This window comes from Saprospiraceae bacterium, from assembly GCA_016709995.1.
Lineage (GTDB): Bacteria > Bacteroidota > Bacteroidia > Chitinophagales > Saprospiraceae > JADJLQ01.
This window is the reverse complement of record JADJLQ010000001.1, coordinates 1665473-1683675: the sequence shown is the minus strand read 5'-3', so window position 1 is coordinate 1683675 and position 18203 is coordinate 1665473. Positions and strand designations below refer to the sequence as shown.

12 protein-coding genes and 1 tRNA gene are annotated in these 18203 nt (G+C 42.0%); 7 read left to right on the top strand and 6 right to left on the bottom strand.

Annotated elements, in window-relative coordinates:
* Positions 1–206: 206 nt before the first annotated feature.
* The 5 genes from IPJ09_07055 to IPJ09_07035 form a co-directional block, all read right to left on the bottom strand.
* On the bottom strand, positions 207–1061 hold the full coding sequence (locus IPJ09_07055; GenBank protein MBK7371187.1) for a pantoate--beta-alanine ligase: 855 nt from the start codon (positions 1059–1061) through the stop codon (positions 207–209).
* Between the two features lie 130 nt (positions 1062–1191).
* Entirely contained in the window at positions 1192–3039 is a 1848-nt protein-coding gene (locus IPJ09_07050; protein MBK7371186.1) for a RagB/SusD family nutrient uptake outer membrane protein, read from the bottom strand.
* A gap of 21 nt (positions 3040–3060) precedes the next feature.
* Entirely contained in the window at positions 3061–6282 is a 3222-nt protein-coding gene (locus IPJ09_07045; GenBank protein ID MBK7371185.1) for a TonB-dependent receptor, read from the bottom strand.
* A gap of 354 nt (positions 6283–6636) precedes the next feature.
* Entirely contained in the window at positions 6637–7071 is a 435-nt protein-coding gene (locus IPJ09_07040; GenBank protein ID MBK7371184.1) for a hypothetical protein, read from the bottom strand.
* Positions 7072–7216: 145 nt separating this feature from the next.
* Positions 7217–7287: transfer RNA gene (locus IPJ09_07035), tRNA-Cys, on the bottom strand.
* A gap of 183 nt (positions 7288–7470) precedes the next feature.
* Between IPJ09_07035 and IPJ09_07030 the strand changes: the two genes are divergently transcribed.
* The 5 genes from IPJ09_07030 (at position 7471) to arfB (ending at position 13349) form a co-directional block, all read left to right on the top strand.
* The gene (locus tag IPJ09_07030; GenBank protein ID MBK7371183.1) at positions 7471–9891 is read left to right on the top strand and encodes a bifunctional YncE family protein/alkaline phosphatase family protein; all 2421 of its coding nucleotides are present in this window, start codon (positions 7471–7473) and stop codon (positions 9889–9891) included.
* Between the two features lie 117 nt (positions 9892–10008).
* Positions 10009–11040 carry a LacI family DNA-binding transcriptional regulator gene (locus IPJ09_07025; GenBank protein ID MBK7371182.1) on the top strand — a complete coding sequence of 344 codons (1032 nt, stop codon included), beginning with the start codon at positions 10009–10011 and terminating at the stop codon, positions 11038–11040.
* Positions 11041–11120: 80 nt separating this feature from the next.
* Entirely contained in the window at positions 11121–11339 is a 219-nt protein-coding gene (locus IPJ09_07020) for a hypothetical protein (GenBank protein ID MBK7371181.1), read from the top strand.
* Between the two features lie 399 nt (positions 11340–11738).
* Positions 11739–12920 (top strand): galactokinase, encoded by a 1182-nt coding sequence (gene galK, locus IPJ09_07015; protein ID MBK7371180.1) that lies wholly within the window; start codon positions 11739–11741, stop codon positions 12918–12920.
* A 24-nt stretch (positions 12921–12944) separates the two neighbouring features.
* Positions 12945–13349 (top strand): aminoacyl-tRNA hydrolase, encoded by a 405-nt coding sequence (gene arfB, locus IPJ09_07010; GenBank protein MBK7371179.1) that lies wholly within the window; start codon positions 12945–12947, stop codon positions 13347–13349.
* Positions 13350–13374: 25 nt separating this feature from the next.
* On the opposite strand, the gene IPJ09_07005 is transcribed toward arfB, so the two are convergent.
* On the bottom strand, positions 13375–15144 hold the full coding sequence (locus IPJ09_07005; GenBank protein ID MBK7371178.1) for a right-handed parallel beta-helix repeat-containing protein: 1770 nt from the start codon (positions 15142–15144) through the stop codon (positions 13375–13377).
* A 186-nt stretch (positions 15145–15330) separates the two neighbouring features.
* Here IPJ09_07005 and IPJ09_07000 point away from each other — a divergent pair, with 186 nt between their 5' ends.
* Positions 15331–17184 (top strand): ATP-binding cassette domain-containing protein, encoded by a 1854-nt coding sequence (locus IPJ09_07000; GenBank protein ID MBK7371177.1) that lies wholly within the window; start codon positions 15331–15333, stop codon positions 17182–17184.
* Positions 17184–18188, top strand: a complete 1005-nt coding sequence (gene murB, locus IPJ09_06995; protein ID MBK7371176.1) for a UDP-N-acetylmuramate dehydrogenase — start codon at positions 17184–17186, stop codon at positions 18186–18188. The genes IPJ09_07000 and murB overlap by 1 nt, the downstream gene beginning before the upstream one ends.
* The last annotated feature ends 15 nt before the right edge of the window (positions 18189–18203 follow it).

Here is an 18203-nt window from a genome sequence, read left to right as displayed (position 1 = left end):
TGAAGGGTTGGATCTTGCGATTCAGCCCTTTTTTTATTTTGGTGAGTTGAAGGATGATGTCCCTCGATATGCTTGGACTCCGGCTTGGAGGGGTTTAGTTCAAGTCGCAGTACAACTGCTCCCCAAACGACCTTCCGTTTGTCGTTTGGGAAGAGTTGTGCTCCGACCTCAGGAAGTTTTCTTTCAGCAACGGTATGAAGGGCGTTTTACTCTTTTGCAGCAAGTGACAATATAATATTATCAATCAATCTGATACCTTCTAACCAAACTGCTGTGCAAATCACCACTGGAGAATCGGTCCATGTTTTTATGGGTAGAAGATCATCTGCGCCTACGATATCAACATATTCCGGCTTGAAAGGGTCCTGGTTCAATTCATCAAACAGTTGCAAACAGATTTGTTCAGGTTTCATTGTATTTTTCAGGTCGATAGCCTTACTCAGAGTAGAATATATAAAAGCTGCTTGTTTACGACCCTCGGTACTCAACCTTTCGTTTCTCGATGACATGGCCAGTCCATGTGGTTCTCTGCTGATCGGGCAGACTACCAGTTGGACAGGGAGATTAAGCTCCTTAATCATATGGTCTATGATGGTGAATTGTTGAAAATCTTTCTGCCCCATATATAATCTATCAGGGCGGACGATGTCGAGCAATCGGTGTACCACCTGAACGACCCCTTCAAAATGTCCAGGTCTATGAGCCCCCTCCATCACCAGATCCAAGCCTTTAAGATCAACTTTGACTTGGGCCAAACCAGGAGGATAGATCTCAGCTATCGATGGGTAGAAAAGTACATCGCAACCGGCATTGCTGAGCAAGAGACTGTCTGATTCCAATGTCCGGGGATATTTTTCTAAATCTTTGGCATCATTAAATTGTGTAGGATTGACAAAAATGCTGCATACGGTTAGATGATTTTCACGTTTGGCTCGGTCTATCAGGGAGATATGTCCGGCATGCAAAGCCCCCATCGTAGGCACAAACCCTATGGATGAACCTTTGGCTGAATGAAAGGTTAGCCAGAATTGAATGTCCTGGACGGTTCTGAGTATAAGCATTCGTAAAAATAGATATTACTTAAAATAAATACGTGTCTGATCAACGGGATATTCTCTCTAAATAATTAATAAAAAAAGGGAAGCCGTCAATGACCAGCTTCCCTTCGAGATATTGTATAATACATCAGACTTATTCCTCCACTACATCCAGCGCTGGCTGATTTGTTTCGCTCCCGGAATATCCTTTGTTTTGATTGATCTGGCCTAAGCTATTGGCTAATATAGCAGGACGGGGAATAGGCCATAATACGTGGTAGGGGCTCATCGTATATGGATCTCCGCGGACAGTTTTGATATTGTTTTTGTAGAATGTGTTTTTGTCCATGATCCGATCGTAAAAGAAATTGCTGGTTGAAAAATCAGCGACATTATACGATTTGCCATTATAGGACTTTCCTGTTTTTGCAAAAATGTAGGCTACTCGAGTCAATTCCGTTTTCCTTGGCTCTTCCCAATAAAGTTCTCTTGCTCGTTCATCCAAAATAGTGCCGATATCGACCTGGGAAGAAGTGTAGGCAGAGCAACCTGCCCTGGTGCGGATAGCATTGACATCAGCCGCAGCATTGGCCAGGTCCCCTTTCCACCAATAAGCTTCAGCCCGAAGCAGATAGGTCTCTGCCAATCTGAATACATACCAATCAGAATTACCTCCCTGGAATGGAAGCCTGATCTGATCCGGAATAAATAATTTATAATGTGGCCAATCGTACCAGGTCCTGATAGTATCACCTGTAGATACCAATACTTTACCAGTGGCATCTTTAAATTGTAATCTTTTACCATACCAGGGTGATTTTCCTTTCAAGGCCGGATTGTTATAGACCAGGTTTTCCATAGTCATCCAATTGCCAGAGGTAGTGTCGTGTCTCTGGTCTTTGACATCATCCCAGATGCCTTTTGTAAAATAGGGAGTAGATCGTGCACGGCCAATGCCTCTGCCAAAAAGGGTGCAAAGGTCGATCTCGACCTGGTTGGGTGACATACCCGGCTCTCCTGCAGGTGTGACTATCGGGCCTGTATAAAAAGGTACTGCTTGACGCATTAATTGTGTACCAGTAGCTACATTATTCACAGTGACAGCTCCTGGATCACAAAATCTGTCTGTCACCAACATAAGTACTTCCGTATTGGTTGCTGCGGCTTTATTCAGTGGTCGATGCAAATCCCAGGTTACATTTTTATCAGCCATTCCAGCATCTGATCCAAACCTTGAAGTCATTAATTTAAATGTTCCACTATTGATGGCTTGAGTAGCAGTGGCGATAGCATCATCAAATAACCCCAATGCAAGATTGACTTTGGTCAATAAATGTAAGACAGCACCTTTATTGACATCTCCTTTATTGGTGACAAACGGTACTGAGGCGACAGCGGTCTCCAGGTCTTTTTTGAGCCTTGCCAGGATCACCTCCCGTTTGACCGTCTTGAAGTCCAGTTTTGGTGCGGTAAGTTCCGTCATGATCGTCGGTACATCACCAAATTGATGTACCAGGCGATAATAATTGTAGGAGCGATAAAACAAGGCTTTACCTATAATCGCATTTTTAGCATCTTCTTTAATATCAAGGGCCGGGTTTTGAATTCTGGATAAAACTGTATTGGCAAGCCGGACGCCTATCCACAATCTCTCCCAATACCAGCCGATTCGATTAAAGTCTGCACTGTTGAGATTGGCATCAGGCGTGATCAATGCATTGAGGTTGATCTGGGGACCAAATTTGTCTGTGGTGCCTTCAACAGACACTTCAGAAAACACCAATTCGGTGATGATAGGCGCTCCATCTGTATAGTATTCGTTGCGAATATTTTCTGCACAGGATGCGAGCGCAGAGTTAAATCCTGATTCATTGATCAAGGTGTTTTCAGGAGAAAAGAAAGAAAGGGGCTTAGGTGCCAAATAATCTTTGGAGCACCCATAGGGCAATCCCGACAAAACCAGGGCAGCCAGCATTCCAATAATGTTTTTTATATTTTTCATGATGATGGAATTTTTAAATTCTTATAAAACTAGGTTTATACCAAATGAATAGGTGCGGGGTGAGATGCTCTTTGAGTTATCGCCATTGTCGTTTGGGTTGACATTCTCCGGATCAAAAAAGTCCCATGAAGAAAATACGGCGGCATTCTGAATATTAAAGTAGGCTCTGAGATCATCAATGTTTAATCTTTTTATCAAATTCTTAGGCACTGAATAGGCCAGACTGATATTATTTAACCGAACAAATGAAGATTTTCTCCAAACATTAAATGCTACTCCAGAACCTGCAGCAGACATCATCTTGGCATAGTCATTAATTGGATTGTCCGGGGTCCAATAGGGGCGCTTATAAAACTGAGATCGGTCGTAAAAACGATCAACATTTTTTGCTTCGTTAAATTGTGATAATTGGCCCAGGCGTCCATATAATGAAAATGAGAAATCAAAGTTTTTGTATAGTTTAAATTCATTCCTTAAGTTGAAAGAAAAGTCAGGATTTCTACTGCCTATAAATTGGCGATCTGCTATGGTGTATTTACCATCGCCGTTCAGGTCTTCCAATCTAAAATCACCTGGCGTAAATCCATAAGATTTTGCCTCAGCAGCATCTGCCTGTTGCCAAACTCCTGTGACTTTATAATCATAGACCACACCGATCTCCTTGCCAATAAACCAATTGTTGGCTATATCATCCTGCTCTACATAATCGGTGATAGATCCATCGGGACCTTTTACTGGTACAGGACCGTACAGTTTGACGATTTTATTTTGATTCGTCCAAAATCCCAGGTTGGTACGCCATTCAAACTTTTTAGATACCGTATTGACAGAGTTGATGCTAAACTCAAAACCTTTATTGTCTACCTGACCAAGATTGGTGATGACATTGGCAAATCCGGTGACATTGGGTAATGCCCTAAGGACTAATAAGTCTTTGGTGCTTCTGTCATAATAGTCTATAGATCCGGTGATCCTGCTATTTAGGATACCATAGTCTAGTCCCACATTGATAGAACTGTTTCTTTCCCATTTGAGGTTTGGATTACTGATATTATTGGTGGTCACCCGACCCACACTGACTGTCTGCCCGGATGGGGTGATATACGTATAACTGCCTGAGGCGAGGTTAGAAAGGGCAGCATAACGACCGATGGATCGATTTCCATTCTCTCCATATGACAGTCTCAACTTGCCAAAATCTAAGAACGAAGAATATTTTTTCATAAATTTTTCTTCAGAAAAAACCCAGCCAAGAGCTGCTGAAGGGAAAAACGCTCGGGGGTTTTCCTGGCCAAAAGCAGAGAATCCATCTCGTCGTCCTGTGACAGTCAAAAGATATCTCGAATTGTAAGAATAGTTTAATCTTCCCATCAAGGCATCACCTGTCTCATATTCATCCGTTGAAGATACTTTTACAAGTGCAGCAGCATTGACGGCATTATAAGATAGATTGTCATTGGGCGAATAATTTTCGGCATCGATACGGCTAAAGTAGGTTTGGTATTTTTCAGCATTTGCCAGCAGGGTCACATCAAAATTATGAAGGCCTATTGATTTGTTCCATTTTAAAATATTATCGATTTGCCATTGATAGGTATTGCGGTCTTCTCTAAATGAAATTCCTTTACGGGTCGCTACATCCGGCTTATTGGCTGAGATATGCTCGTAGTTTTTAGAAAATTCAAACCTGGGGGTAAAATTGACTTGATAGGAAAACCCGAGTGGAAGATCTCCTTTGGCAAAAATAGAACCAAATAGGTTGTTGAATTTTCTTAACCGGTCTGTGTAAAATTGATCGAGATAAGGATTTGTATTATTACCTGGATCATCGTTGGTACTTCGTCGGAGGGTTACACCATCTTCATTATACAATTGCCCGTATGGTGTCGTTTGGATCATATTATTCAAAGTGACAGGAACACTGCTTTCGTCGCGATCAGAGAATTGTGCATTCAAACCTACTGTAAGGTAACTCGCAATTTTGCCATCGATATTGAGCCTGGTTCTGAAAGTTTTAAAAAAATCACCCACCGTGAGACCGTCATTTTTTAAATAACCAAAGGACATATAATAATTGATGCGGTCAGTGCTGCCTGCGACACTAACGGTATGATCATGCTGTAAAGAATTGTTGTTGTATAATTCTTTTTCCCAATCGATAGGTGTGCCCGCTTTATAATTAGCTATTTCGACTGGGAATAGTCTTAATCGGTTGAGCCATACATCTACAGGATCACCACTAGCAGAAGAAAAGGCCATCCACTGAGCCAAAGACACGTTAGAAGGTAAGGTGCGAGGATCGCTAAACCTGTACTTGATCCCTGGCATGGAGGTGGAATCATGACCACTCATACTCCACAATACATCTGACCGCCAATTGATGAATTCTTCCGGAGTTAATAATCGTGGAGCACCTGCTATCACATTGGTCGATATATTTGAATTAAAAGTGATGATTGGTTTGCTGGATTTTCCGCGTTTGGTAGTGATCAGGATTACTCCGTTGGCTGACCTCGAACCAAATACTGCTGCTGAGCTTGCATCTTTAAGTATGTCTACGGTTGCAATATCATTGGGATTGATATCACTGAGTTCACCCTGATAGATCACTCCATCGACTACGAGTAAAGGTGCAGATTGTGCGGTCAAAGATCCTTTTCCCCTTACCAGGAAGTTTCCTCCACCTTTGGTGCTTCCGTTGAAACTGACATCTAGCCCAGTGGCATTCCCTCTCAACAAGTCTTGCACTGTCCGAGGATTCTCATTCTCCAGTTGAGTGGTTTTGATTTGAGCTACAGCGCCAGTCAGGTCACTTTTTTTCTGAGTCCCGTAGCCGGTGACTACGATTTCATCCAAAGTATTAGTGTTTACTTTAAGACTTACGTTCAGTGAGGTTTGACCAGCCAACGGCACTTCTATTACCTGATACCCGAGGTAGGAGATGACCAAAATAGCATTTGGATCGGGGACATCAAGGGAAAAGCTCCCATCTATGTCAGTGACCGTGCCTATGGCGGTTCCCTTGATCAAAACACTGGCACCTATAAGGCCTTCGCCGGTTTCTTCATCGGTGATTTTCCCGGTGATGTTCACAAAATTCAACCCAGTAGTAGCGTTTTCGGAGTAACCTGCCATTGAGGTCAAACTGAACAATAGTAATATCATTCCGGCAAGAAATGCATGCTGTAAGCACCCTCTGGCCCACGATGTTAGTTTGTACAAGCGTCTGGTTTCATTTTTCATAACTTCGTTTTTAAGTTAAATTAACAATAAGGTTTATTTATCTGAAACGAAATTATGAAATGAAAGCAATTAGTTTTTTAACTATTCATTTTTTATTTTTTAAAACAATGCAAATATTGTTTCAATTTTAAATATTGATATCAATATTTTTACAGGCTATAAAATCAATTAAATTGTAATAATGATATAATATTTTTGATTATTGTTATAATGCAATATATTGCACCAAAATCAATCTCTATGGTGCCATCTAACATTGAAATGTATACACAATTAAATCACCGCACTAAAAAAGTAGAAACACCATCGCACAGGTAGACGAATGTCCAGGCTATGGGCGAGTATTGGTTAGCATTACCTTAACTTCCGCTCCCTGATATCTTCGACATCGATACTGGATACAGCTTTTTCACCTGCCATATAGACTGCAGTGACATCCAGGCTGGCCGCACTTTCTATGACCATAAACCCTTCAAAGCCGTGTATGAGGTGGACTCCAAATTGATCTATTTGTTGACAACTTAATGTCAGGACCCCATCGGGCTTGAGCTCGAAGGGCAGATATTTTGATATTTCTATCGGCCAGGCTATTTTGACCCTAAATTTGACAGGTTTGGTCCACGGATTGTGGATATTGATTAAAGTTTGATAATTGCCAGGCAGAAATGCCCGGTCCTCCAGGCTGGTACCAGGCACACTGGACTTGCAGATAAATTTTGCAGCATACTGGAATTTTGGTGTCGCAGGAGCTACAATAATTGCTTTAGCTATTAATTTTTTTGTGGCCATGATCTTTGTTTTTACAGGGTTATTAATATTAATCAATGTAATAAAGAGGCACTTTATTACCACATTTAGGTTAAAACATGATGTAAACAGGGTGTTAAATAAAAAAAGCCTTTATTCATCCAGAATAAAGGCTTAAACTCGCTTGAGGTCGGAAGCGGATTCGAACCGCTGTGGAAGGTTTTGCAGACCTCTGCCTGACCGCTCGGCCACCCGACCTTTTAATAAGGAAGCGCAAAGATAAAGAAATATTGGAAACGAAAAAAGTTCTGATTTTAGAAGATTGAAGCAGAATTAGTTGAGGTTCTTATTATTTTTAAAACTTAATATAGAGTTAGTATACTGCTTTGATAGTGATTAAAGCAAGTATATTACCTTTCATCATCCTATCAACATCGATCTATGTTTAGACTTACTTTTCTCGTTTTGACCATTTGTGCCTTACTGCACCCTGGTTTTGCTCAAGTTTTACCATCCCCGATCACCCTTCCAAATGGCTGGTCCCTTAGCCCGGCTGGCAGGTCGTTTCCCCTTGGAGATTTGCCTTTGAATATGGCCATCAGCCAATCTAAAAAATACCTCGCGGTCACCAACAATGGTCAGAGCACTCAAAGCATCCAGCTTATCGATATCAAAAAAGAAAAAGTCATTGATTCAGTCCAGATTGCAAAATCCTGGTACGGATTACAGTTTTCCAAAGATGGCCGAGGACTTTACGCGTCGGGTGGTCATGACAACAAGATTTTATATTATAGTATCGATGATACCCATCTTTCATTAGCAGATAGTTTTATTCTGGGCCGACCCTGGCCTAACAGGATAGGTCCTGCAGGCCTGGCCATTGATGAATCCCGCAATCGAATGTACGTAGTCACTCGTGAAGACAAGCAGCTTTACCTGATTGATCTTAAGACACATAAGACCCTGGGTGCCTATGGGCTTGAAGGTGAAGGTTATACCTGCATACTAAGCCCTGATGGAAACGAGCTGTATATATCTTGCTGGGGGTGTGATCAGGTATTGTTGTTTGATCTGAAAACGAATAGTTGGAAAACGCCTATACCGGTCGGAGACAATCCTAATGAGATGCTGATCAATCCGAAGCAAAATGTATTATATATATGTAATGCAAATGACAATAGTGTCTCGGTGATAGATCTTCAGACGAAACGAGTGATAGAAACAATGGACGCCGCCCTATTTCCAAATTCTCCCAGCGGAACGACGCCCAATGGGTTGTCATTGGATCAAAAAAATAAAACCCTCTGTATCGCCAATGCTGACAATAATTGCCTCGCCCTATTTGATGTGTCCAAAAAAGGAAATAGTAAAGCAAAAGGTTTTATTCCTGTAGGCTGGTATCCCACTAATGTCAAAACAGTGGGTCAGAATATATGGGTATCCAATGGCAAAGGATTTACCTCCAAAGCCAACCCTTTCGGACCATCTCCTTTACGACCCAGTGAAGAGGTCATCCATCATGGAGGCATCATGAAAGCAGGTAGTGATGTAGAGTATATCGGTGGCTTGTTTCAAGGGACTATGAGTATAATATCTGTGCCCGGTGCCGATCAGTTGGCAAAGTACACCCAGGCTGTTTATAGAAATACTCCGTATACCCTTGACAAATTAACCAGTGCTGATCGGCAAGCCCCGGGATATCCGATCCCTATGCACAAAGGGCAGACATCTCCTATAAAATATGTGTTTTACATCATCAAAGAAAATCGAACCTATGATCAGGTCCTGGCAGATGCTCCCGGTGGCAACGGGGATACCACCTTATTATTATTTGGTAAAAATATCACGCCAAATCAACATGCCCTGGTCTCCCAATTTGTCTTGTGTGACAATTTTTATGTCAATGCTGAGGTGAGTGCTGACGGGCACAACTGGAGTATGGGGGCCTATGCCAATGATTACCTTGAAAAGACCTGGCCTTCTAGCTATGGCAGCAGAGGAGGAACTTACGGGGGTGAAGGTGAAAGAGAAATCGCAAACAATAAAAATGGTTTCATATGGAACAATTGTCATCGCTATGGGGTGACCTATCGAACGTATGGAGAGTTTGCAGATAGTAAAAAGGCTAACATCCCTATTCTGGAAAATCATTTTTGTACCGAATATCCGGGATACAACCTCAGCATCAAAGACACGACCAGGTTTAGGGTTTGGAAAAAAGAGTTTGATTCATTGGTAGAAAAACATCAGGTGCCTCAGTTTAATACTTTACGGTTTGGCAACGATCACACAGAAGGCCTGAGAAAAGGAAAGCCAACGCCGTATGCTCACGTAGCAGATAATGACCTGGCTGTAGGATTATTTGTGGAAGCCCTCGCCAATAGTCCTATATGGAATGAATCTGTCGTCTTTATTCTGGAAGACGACGCTCAAAATGGTGCAGATCATGTCGATGCGCACCGCAGTCCAGTCTATATCGCGGGCGGTTTTGTCAAAAGAGGATATATCGATCATACGCCTTACTCTACCGCCTCCGTACTGCGCACGATGGAACTGATCCTCGGTATGGAGCCAATGACTCAATACGATGCTGCAGCCCTGCCGTTTTGGCGATGTTTTGACAGCCTGCCAAAGCCGAGCAATTTTAAAGCTATTCTGCCAGAAATAGACTTGAATGAAAAAAATGTCGTCCTCAATGAATGGCAACGGCGCTCAGAAGGATTTGATTTTGTCAAAGAGGATACTAATAATGACCTGGAGTTTAGCAGGGTGCTTTGGCATGGACTTAAGGGAGATACACCTTTTCCCGGACCACGGAGGGCGGGATTTATCATTCCACTCGCGGAAGGCGACAAAGATTGAGTCATTTTCAATTTTAATTAATCAATATTTTGTTTAAATTCGTTGAAATTTGCGTAAACGATTGCACAAAATAACATTGTTTGTTTTTTATTAAACCTTTTAAGTTAGTTGAGAATTATGAGTCGTCGGGTGACCATTTTAGATATTGCTAAAGAATTAAACACAACGGCTGCTACCGTCTCCAGGGCGTTAAATGATCATCCGAGGATCAGCTATGAAATGAAAGTCAGAGTACAGAATTGTGCAGAAAAACTAAACTTTAAAATTAACAAGATAGCCTCCTCGCTGAGGTCAGGTAAGTCTCATTTAATCGGCGTCATGATACCCAGTGCAGAGATAAATTTTTTTGGTTCGGTAGTGCACGGTATAGAAAGTATAGCCAACAATGAGGGTTATAATGTTTTGATCTATCAAACCAATGAAATGAAAGACCATGAGATCCAGGGCATAGCAACTTTTTTATCGGCTAGGGTAGATGGAATTGTCGTTTCGATTTCTAAACAAACCGAAGACTTTACTCATTTTTTGGAAGTAAAAAGCAAAGGCATTCCAATTGCATTTTTTGATAGACACAATGATCAGCTGGGGATTCCTTCTGTCGTAGTAGATGATTTCAAAGGAGCTTATTTAGCCACTTCCCATTTGATCGATCAGGGATATAGGCATGTAGCCCATGTCGCCGGGCCGGATCACGTACAAATTTTTCATGATCGAAAAATGGGTTATATGCAGGCACTCAAAGATCATCACCGACCCATTATATATGATTGGATCGTCGATGGTAACGTGAGTATAGAGGCTGGTCGTAACGGGATAAAACAGTTGCTCAAAGGGGCTCAAAAGCCAGATGCAGTATTCGCAGTTGAAGATTTTACCGCTTTAGGGGCTATCAAAGAGTTGAAGCATCAAGGTGTCATTATCCCAACAGAATTTGGTGTCATGGGCTTTGCGAATGAGTTATTTGGTGAGCACATCACCCCAAGCCTATCATCAATCGATCAGCAAACAGTCAACATGGGCAAAGAAGTCTGTAATCTAATTCTGGAACATATCAAAAACATTAAAAGCCCGCATATTCTGGAAGTGCGAAATATCAAACTCGAACCCATACCTGTATTTCGTGATTCTTCCAACAGGAAACTGGCTTAATAAAATAGAATTTATTTCATCACAATTTGTATATAGTAGAATGACTAAAATATTTTCAGATGGAAGATCTGTAAGCGAATATGGATGAACTCATACATCGATTTCATAAAGATGACTATGTAGTCGAATACTCCGCCAAAAAAGAAGAAATACACAAAATGGTCTTTGAGCTGCCCGATGGCAAAGGCAAAGGCACCTGTATTTGGGAACCACTATCCACCTGGGAGATGAACTTTGATAGACAAGGCAAATCCAATGACCTGATCAACTTGTACGATGAGTTTAATGCCAGATATTAAAAAAAAATAAGTCCTCTCAATAGTATGCTTAAGCCCAGGATGATGAAAAAAATAGCAACACACCTAACCTTAGTGACGAGCGCAGTCTCCTTACCAATTTTGCTTTATGCTCAGGAAATCATGCTTTTGGAGTCAAATCTTCTACCTCAGGGTCTGTCAAAACCTGGCAGTATCGCTTCAACGATTGGATGGAAGCCTTGGGTTTTTTGAATAAAATTTGATGCTTCATAAAATATTCTAACCTTGATTTTACAGAATTCAATTATTTAGCTACCTTTCATTTGAAAATAGAAGTACCATATTTCTGTTATATAAAAATGATACCTACTGCTTTGACTTGCTTTTCCCAAAGGTCTGGAATCCTCTTTTTACTCACAAATCATTGTAGGCCGATAAATTATGTCTAATTCATCCACCCTCATAGAAGAATCTGTTCACATAGATTGTGAAATTCTTTTCAGCGAGATTTATCATGTAGCTCCGACGATCAAAGTACAATCACCAGGTAGAATTAACCTTATAGGTGAACATATCGATTATTACGGGGGATATGTGATGCCCGCTGCCATAGATCGGTACATCGTGATTTGCCTGGGTCCTGCTGACCAGTCAGACAGCAAAGTATACAGCGGCACTTTTGATGAACAAATCATCATCCCTGCTAATGGCACTATCGATCCCGGTAATCATCATTGGAAAAAATATATTATCAAAGTATTGGAGATCCTGCTTGAAAGTGGTTATAAAAGTCGTCCATTTAATGTGGCGCTGACCAGTACCATTCCTGTAGGAGCCGGCCTCTCCTCTTCAGCAGCATTATTATGTGGTTTTGTCAGTGCGTTGGCAGAGTACAATGGCTGGCTGATCAGCCTCGAGAAAATTGCCTTGATAGCCCAAACCACGGAGCATAGACTGGGTACACCCTGCGGCCTCATGGATCAGTATGCCAGCCTGATGGGTAAAAAGGATAGTTTTTTATTGATCGATTTCGATGGTCTTAAGATTAAAGAAATTAAAGTGGACCTCAAAGAATACGTGCTGAGATTGATCAATACCAAGGTGCATCATGAGTTGACTGATGGTGGATATGCCCGTCGCCGTAGAGAAGGTGAGTCAGCCCTGGAATCATTAAAATCATTTTACTCAAAGTCCGGATCTTACAGGGAGTTTAGTATCGATGAATTAAATGCTATGCCACCTTTTGATCAGACTGAATTTAAACGGGCGCGACATGCGATCTCAGAACATCAAAGAGTCATTCAGTTTGCGGAGGCTGTCGCCCAGGGCGATTTTTTATTTGCGGGCGAGTTGATGTATGCAACCCATGAAAGCTTGAAGCACGACTATGCAGTGTCATGCGAAGAAGCTGATTTTATCGTTGAAGAAGCAGTTAAATCCGGCGTAGCCGGAGCCCGCATCATGGGAGGCGGTTTTGGTGGTTGTGTGCTTTGTCTGATGGACTACTCCGTCGAAGCTGCCTTTAAAGAAGTTTTGGTGCCAGCTTATGAAAAAAAGTTTGGATTGACTCCTGAATTTATTGATGTCAATTTAGGGGAGCGTGTAGTCACATCGCTGGCGTGAGCCGGACGCTTGTATCTTTGTCTCATGATTGATATTACAGACCTTTTAAAAGTCTGTCGGTTTGAAACGAGCAGAAGTAGTGGCCCCGGAGGACAACATGTCAATAAAACAGAAAGCAAAGTATCCATGTATTTTGATATCGAAGCCTCTGCCCTTACGCCTGAACACAGAGCCATCATTCATCAAAAATATCCTACCAGGATTAATATTGCCGGCGAACTCTATCTGCAGTCATACGCCAGCCGATCTCAGGCTGCCAATAAGGAAGCAGCTATTTTAAAGTTCCAAAATCTAATAGATACCGCGCTCATTCCGCCTAAAAAAAGACATAAAACCAAACGGTCCAAAGCCAGCATAGAGGCCCGTCTGGCAGGTAAAAGACTTCAGGGAGTAAAAAAGCAAAATAGAAGCAATAGAATGGATATGTGAGCTTTTGCCACGATACCCGGATAGTCTAGAACTTTTGCACCCATTGAAAGCTGTTAAATCCGCCAGATATTATTGATACCAGGTAAGCGCCGGGGGTAAAATTGCTAAGATCGATTTGGTGTACGTTATTAAAACCTTGTTGTAATAACCTCCCCGCAGCGTCAAAGATCCTCCACGAGGCATTGTCTTTCAACCCCGCGACTTTGACAATGCCGTTGGTTGGGTTAGGTGATAATTGCGGTGCATTTGACGCAATGTTTACAGCTAGTTCCTTTGATTGAATTTCCTCACTTTCAAAAGCCATAGCGGCCATTTTATACCGATGTCTGCCCGATCCAGGATATTGTTTGAATATAACAGAGATAGCGCTGGAGGAAAAATTGAATTTTTGCTGATCTATTTTTCTATATACTTCACCAGCATCGTCCCATTTGTATAGACTTATAGTACATGCGTTTTCAATATCCTCTATCTTTCCTGTGATCGTTATTTCCTCAACATTGACCCGGGCAGCTGCGCTGATCCAATGTATAGGAAGAGGAGCAAATGTTGACTCATAGGCCCCTGCATCCGGTCGTGAACCAATAGGCCTGGTCTGATTGAGCAGATCTAAAAAGATGGATGGGGTTATGTCAGTGGTTCCAAAATTAATCGCTACCGAACCAGAAGCTAAACTATAATCTGAACCACTAAAATTTGTAAATAAATTGTTGACATTGGGAGAAAAATACGAATGTAGATCATACCCTTGCCCTCTCCATCCTGTAGAATCGATGACCGTATTGGCGTCATCAAAGGTAAATCGATTGGTAAGGATATTATAGTCGCTTACCAGGCCGGTTCTGGAAGCAGGGTCCACATTGATAGCACCCCGCGTAGGATGCTGGTTGAGGATGATATTATTTTTAATTATAGCATTGCTGGCTCCATCCACCAGGAGGATACCCCATCTGCTATTCGTAGCCTGGATGATGGTATTGTGGTATATCCTGGCGCCGGTGGATGCACCACCACCATCTATTTGATAGAGTGCTATACCTGTAGAGTGATTTTCGTAAAGCAGATTGTTATATATGAGCGCATTTTGATTACCATCCATATTGATGGCTGACCCACCTCCTAATCCGTTTTGGTAAATGATATTATTATACACCTGAGGATCATGGTTGATGCCGTCTCCTCCCTGGCTGATATCCCCATTAAAGTGCAGTCCGGCCGCACGGTTGTCATGAGAGGTATTGTATCGGATGATAGCCCGGTCGCTGCTGTTGGAGACATAAATGCCATGCTCTAATGCTGAAAAAGCACATTCATTATACTCTGCAATAAAATCATCTGTAAACCCTGTGAAAATCCCCCAGCGTTGATTATTGAGGCAACGATTGTTTTTCACCGTCACATGATTGGATAGGGCCGCCCTGATACCGGCCCTGGGCTGCTTGATGACAGTAAATCCATCGATCACTATCCAATCAGCTCCTTCTATATTGATGCCATCAGGGGTAGTGGCATTGCGACGATTTATAATGACTTGAGTTCCATTTGCTTTGAAAATGATCGGATTGGCAGCAGTACCTGAAGTAGTATGGTGAAACCCGGCATAGGTGCTGTCACTGACTAGCACCAGATCCCCTGCGCTCACCGTATTAGCCGCTTTTTGCAAGGTGCGGAAGGAGGTCGCAAGACTCAACCCATTAAAGCCGTCACTACCCCCGGGCCCAACATAATATGTGGTAGCTAAGAGTAAATGAGGGCCTAATATCACTAAAATTAAGAGGTTTAGCAGGAGTTTCATAGTATACCAAACGGGATGTTAAGAATAATTATTGGTTGTTAAAATTGAAAAAAATGTCTTTTCGCACTTAATGGCTGTATTATAATGTCAGAGGGAGGCTTACTTCAAGAAAATTGGAATCACCACACCCACTTTTATTCATTTCAAAGCTGAATAGTTAAAACCACTAAATTTGCACACCAAATCATGGCTCAAGAATCTAACATTAACAGCACTTCCATTGACCCCACAGCAAAACCCAAGATGAATTGGGCCCGCCTCAAGTCATCCCTTTATGTATTCAAATACATCAGGCCTTACCGGTGGCAATTCTTTGGTGGGTTGGTATTATTGGCATTGAGCAGCCTTTTATTTCTCGAATTGGTACCCTTGAGCGGTAAAATGCTGGACATAGCTTTGGGTAAGTCTGAGTGGAATATATCCTTATCCGAAGCTGGATTGATCTTGCTGGCTATCCTGGTTATTCAAGGAGTGATTTCCTATTTCAGGGTCATGTTATTTGCTGTAGTGAGTGAAAAAGGTACCGCTGATTTGCGCAAGGACTTGTATCACAACCTGATTTCCCTACCGTTCCCATTTTACGAAAAATCGAGAGTTGGGGAGATCAGTAGCCGATTGACCAGTGATGTAGATCAGTTATATTCTGCATTTTCAATCACCCTGGCGGAGTTTGTCAGGCAACTCATGATACTCATTGGGGGTATTTTGTACCTATTGATCTCCAATCCTAAGCTTTCATTTATCATGCTGGCAGTATTTCCGCTGATTGTCGTCGGTGCAATGTTTTTTGGAAGATATATCCGCCGGGGGTCTAAACAAAGACAGGAGGAACTGGCCAGTACCAATGTGATACTGGATGAGACCCTTCAATCGATTTATACGGTGAAGTCATTTACCAACGAGCCTTTCGAATACAAACGATACGCTGACAAGGTAACCGGTTTAGTCACGATTTCTCTGAAGTTGTCCAAGTTTAGGGCTTTGTTTGGCACATATATTATTGTAGCCTTATTTGGAGCCTTGTTTTTTATTATTTGGTTGGGAGCTAAGTATGTACAAAATGGTACGATGAGCCCTGGAGATTTACTTAATGTGTTTTCCTTTACCGCTATTATCGGAGTAGCCATTGCGAGCCTGGGCAATTTTTATACCCAACTGGTTTCGGTGATTGGAGGCACTGAGAGACTTAAAGAAATTCTTCATAAAGAGGCTGAAGTCAATATTGAATCAGACAGAGGACCTTTGCCGCCGATACAGGCAGACATACTTTTTGACAAGGTAGAATTCAGTTACCCAAGCCGGCCGGACATGAAAGTTTTGAAAAAAGTTTCTTTTAGTATTGGTGCAGGACAAAAAATCGCATTTGTAGGCTCCAGCGGAGTAGGTAAGTCCACTATAGCCCAATTGCTTCTCAGGTTCTATGATATTCAAGGAGGCTCGATTCTTGTTGGCGGCAAAAACATTTTGGATTATGAAATCACAGATTATCGCAGATACTTTGGCATAGTGCCACAGGAAGTCTTATTATTTGGAGGTACTATTCGCGAAAACATTTTATATGGCAAGCCTGATGCAACCCAAATGGAAGTAGTGGCTGCAGCCAGGAAATCCAATAGTCTTGAATTTATCAATAGTTTTCCGGAAGGTTTTGAAACCATAGTCGGAGAGCGGGGTATCAAGCTAAGCGGTGGACAGAAACAGCGCATAGCTATAGCCCGGGCTATTTTGAGGGACCCGTCTATCCTGATATTGGACGAAGCTACTTCTGCCCTCGATGCCGAATCAGAAAAAGTAGTTCAGGATGCACTCAAAACCTTAATGGAAGGGCGAACATCAATTATTATCGCCCATAGACTATCCACGATCAGGGATGTCGACTGCATCTACGTATTGGATGATGGTATGATCGTCGAGCAAGGCACTCATGATCAACTGGCAGCAATGGTTGATGGAGCTTATAGCAGTCTTGCCAGACTTCAGTTTGAGTCTAATAAAGAACTAGGCTCTAGCCGCGATGCACTATCTTTGTCGACTTCTTGATGATAGTAAGGAAAAAAGTCTCTTTAGCGCCATTCAATACTTTTGGAGTAGATCAAAAGGCATTGTTGTTTGCCCAAATCCTGTCTATTGAAGACCTAAAAAAAGTCGCTGATCTCGAGGCAGATCCATATATTTTAGGGGGAGGTAGTAATATCTTATTAACCAAAGATATTGACAGGTTGGTGATTAAAAATGAACTAATGGGCAAAGCCGTACTATCCGATTCTAATCATGAAGTGGTCATAAAAATCGGTTCAGGGGAAAACTGGCACTCAATAGTAAAATGGACAGTGGGTCAAGGGTGGGGAGGATTAGAAAATCTATCTTTGATCCCGGGCACCGTTGGCGCTGCTCCGGTCCAAAATATTGGAGCCTATGGCACTGAAATTAAGGATACTTTGATCGAGGTCGAAGCCATGAATCTTTCTACTGGAAAGATCGAAATATTCGGTGCAGGAGAATGTGGGTTTGGATATCGTGACAGTATATTTAAACATCCTCCGTACAAAGGTCATTACTTCATCACCCATATAGTGCTCAAACTCAATCCCAGGTCACAGCCAAATACAAAGTATGCAGATATTGAGAAAAAAATATTGGAAAAAAATCTGAAGCGTGCTACCATACAAGATATCCATCAAATCGTCATGGAAGTCAGAGAACAAAAGCTGCCGGACCCTAAAAAAATAGGCAATGCAGGCTCGTTTTTTAAAAATCCAATCATCCGAAAAGCTCATTATGAAGAACTTTTAGCCAATCATCCGGACATGCCAGGGTATCCATCTGGTGAAGAGATTAAAGTCCCGGCCGGATGGCTGATAGATCGTGCAGGCTGGAAGGGTAAGGCGATTGGTCAGGTTGGCTGCTATGAAAAGCAAGCCCTGGTCATAGTGAATAGAGGGGGAGCTACGGGCCATGAAATCTTACAATTTTCAAAATTGGTGCAAAAGGACATACTCGATAAATATGGGATCAATCTCTTACCTGAGATCAATATCTGGTAACTTTCTATAGATCAA

Coding starts and splice junctions, on each gene's coding strand:
- IPJ09_07025 (MBK7371182.1), top strand. CDS start 10,009: ATGAGTCGTCGGGTGACCATTTTAGATATTGCTAAAGAATTAAACACA.
- IPJ09_07030 (MBK7371183.1), top strand. CDS start 7,471: ATGTTTAGACTTACTTTTCTCGTTTTGACCATTTGTGCCTTACTGCAC.
- IPJ09_07040 (MBK7371184.1), bottom strand. CDS start 7,071: ATGGCCACAAAAAAATTAATAGCTAAAGCAATTATTGTAGCTCCTGCG.
- IPJ09_07050 (MBK7371186.1), bottom strand. CDS start 3,039: ATGAAAAATATAAAAAACATTATTGGAATGCTGGCTGCCCTGGTTTTG.
- arfB (MBK7371179.1), top strand. CDS start 12,945: ATGATTGATATTACAGACCTTTTAAAAGTCTGTCGGTTTGAAACGAGC.
- IPJ09_07005 (MBK7371178.1), bottom strand. CDS start 15,144: ATGAAACTCCTGCTAAACCTCTTAATTTTAGTGATATTAGGCCCTCAT.
- IPJ09_07055 (MBK7371187.1), bottom strand. CDS start 1,061: ATGCTTATACTCAGAACCGTCCAGGACATTCAATTCTGGCTAACCTTT.
- galK (MBK7371180.1), top strand. CDS start 11,739: ATGTCTAATTCATCCACCCTCATAGAAGAATCTGTTCACATAGATTGT.
- IPJ09_07000 (MBK7371177.1), top strand. CDS start 15,331: ATGGCTCAAGAATCTAACATTAACAGCACTTCCATTGACCCCACAGCA.
- murB (MBK7371176.1), top strand. CDS start 17,184: ATGATAGTAAGGAAAAAAGTCTCTTTAGCGCCATTCAATACTTTTGGA.
- IPJ09_07020 (MBK7371181.1), top strand. CDS start 11,121: ATGGATGAACTCATACATCGATTTCATAAAGATGACTATGTAGTCGAA.
- IPJ09_07045 (MBK7371185.1), bottom strand. CDS start 6,282: ATGAAAAATGAAACCAGACGCTTGTACAAACTAACATCGTGGGCCAGA.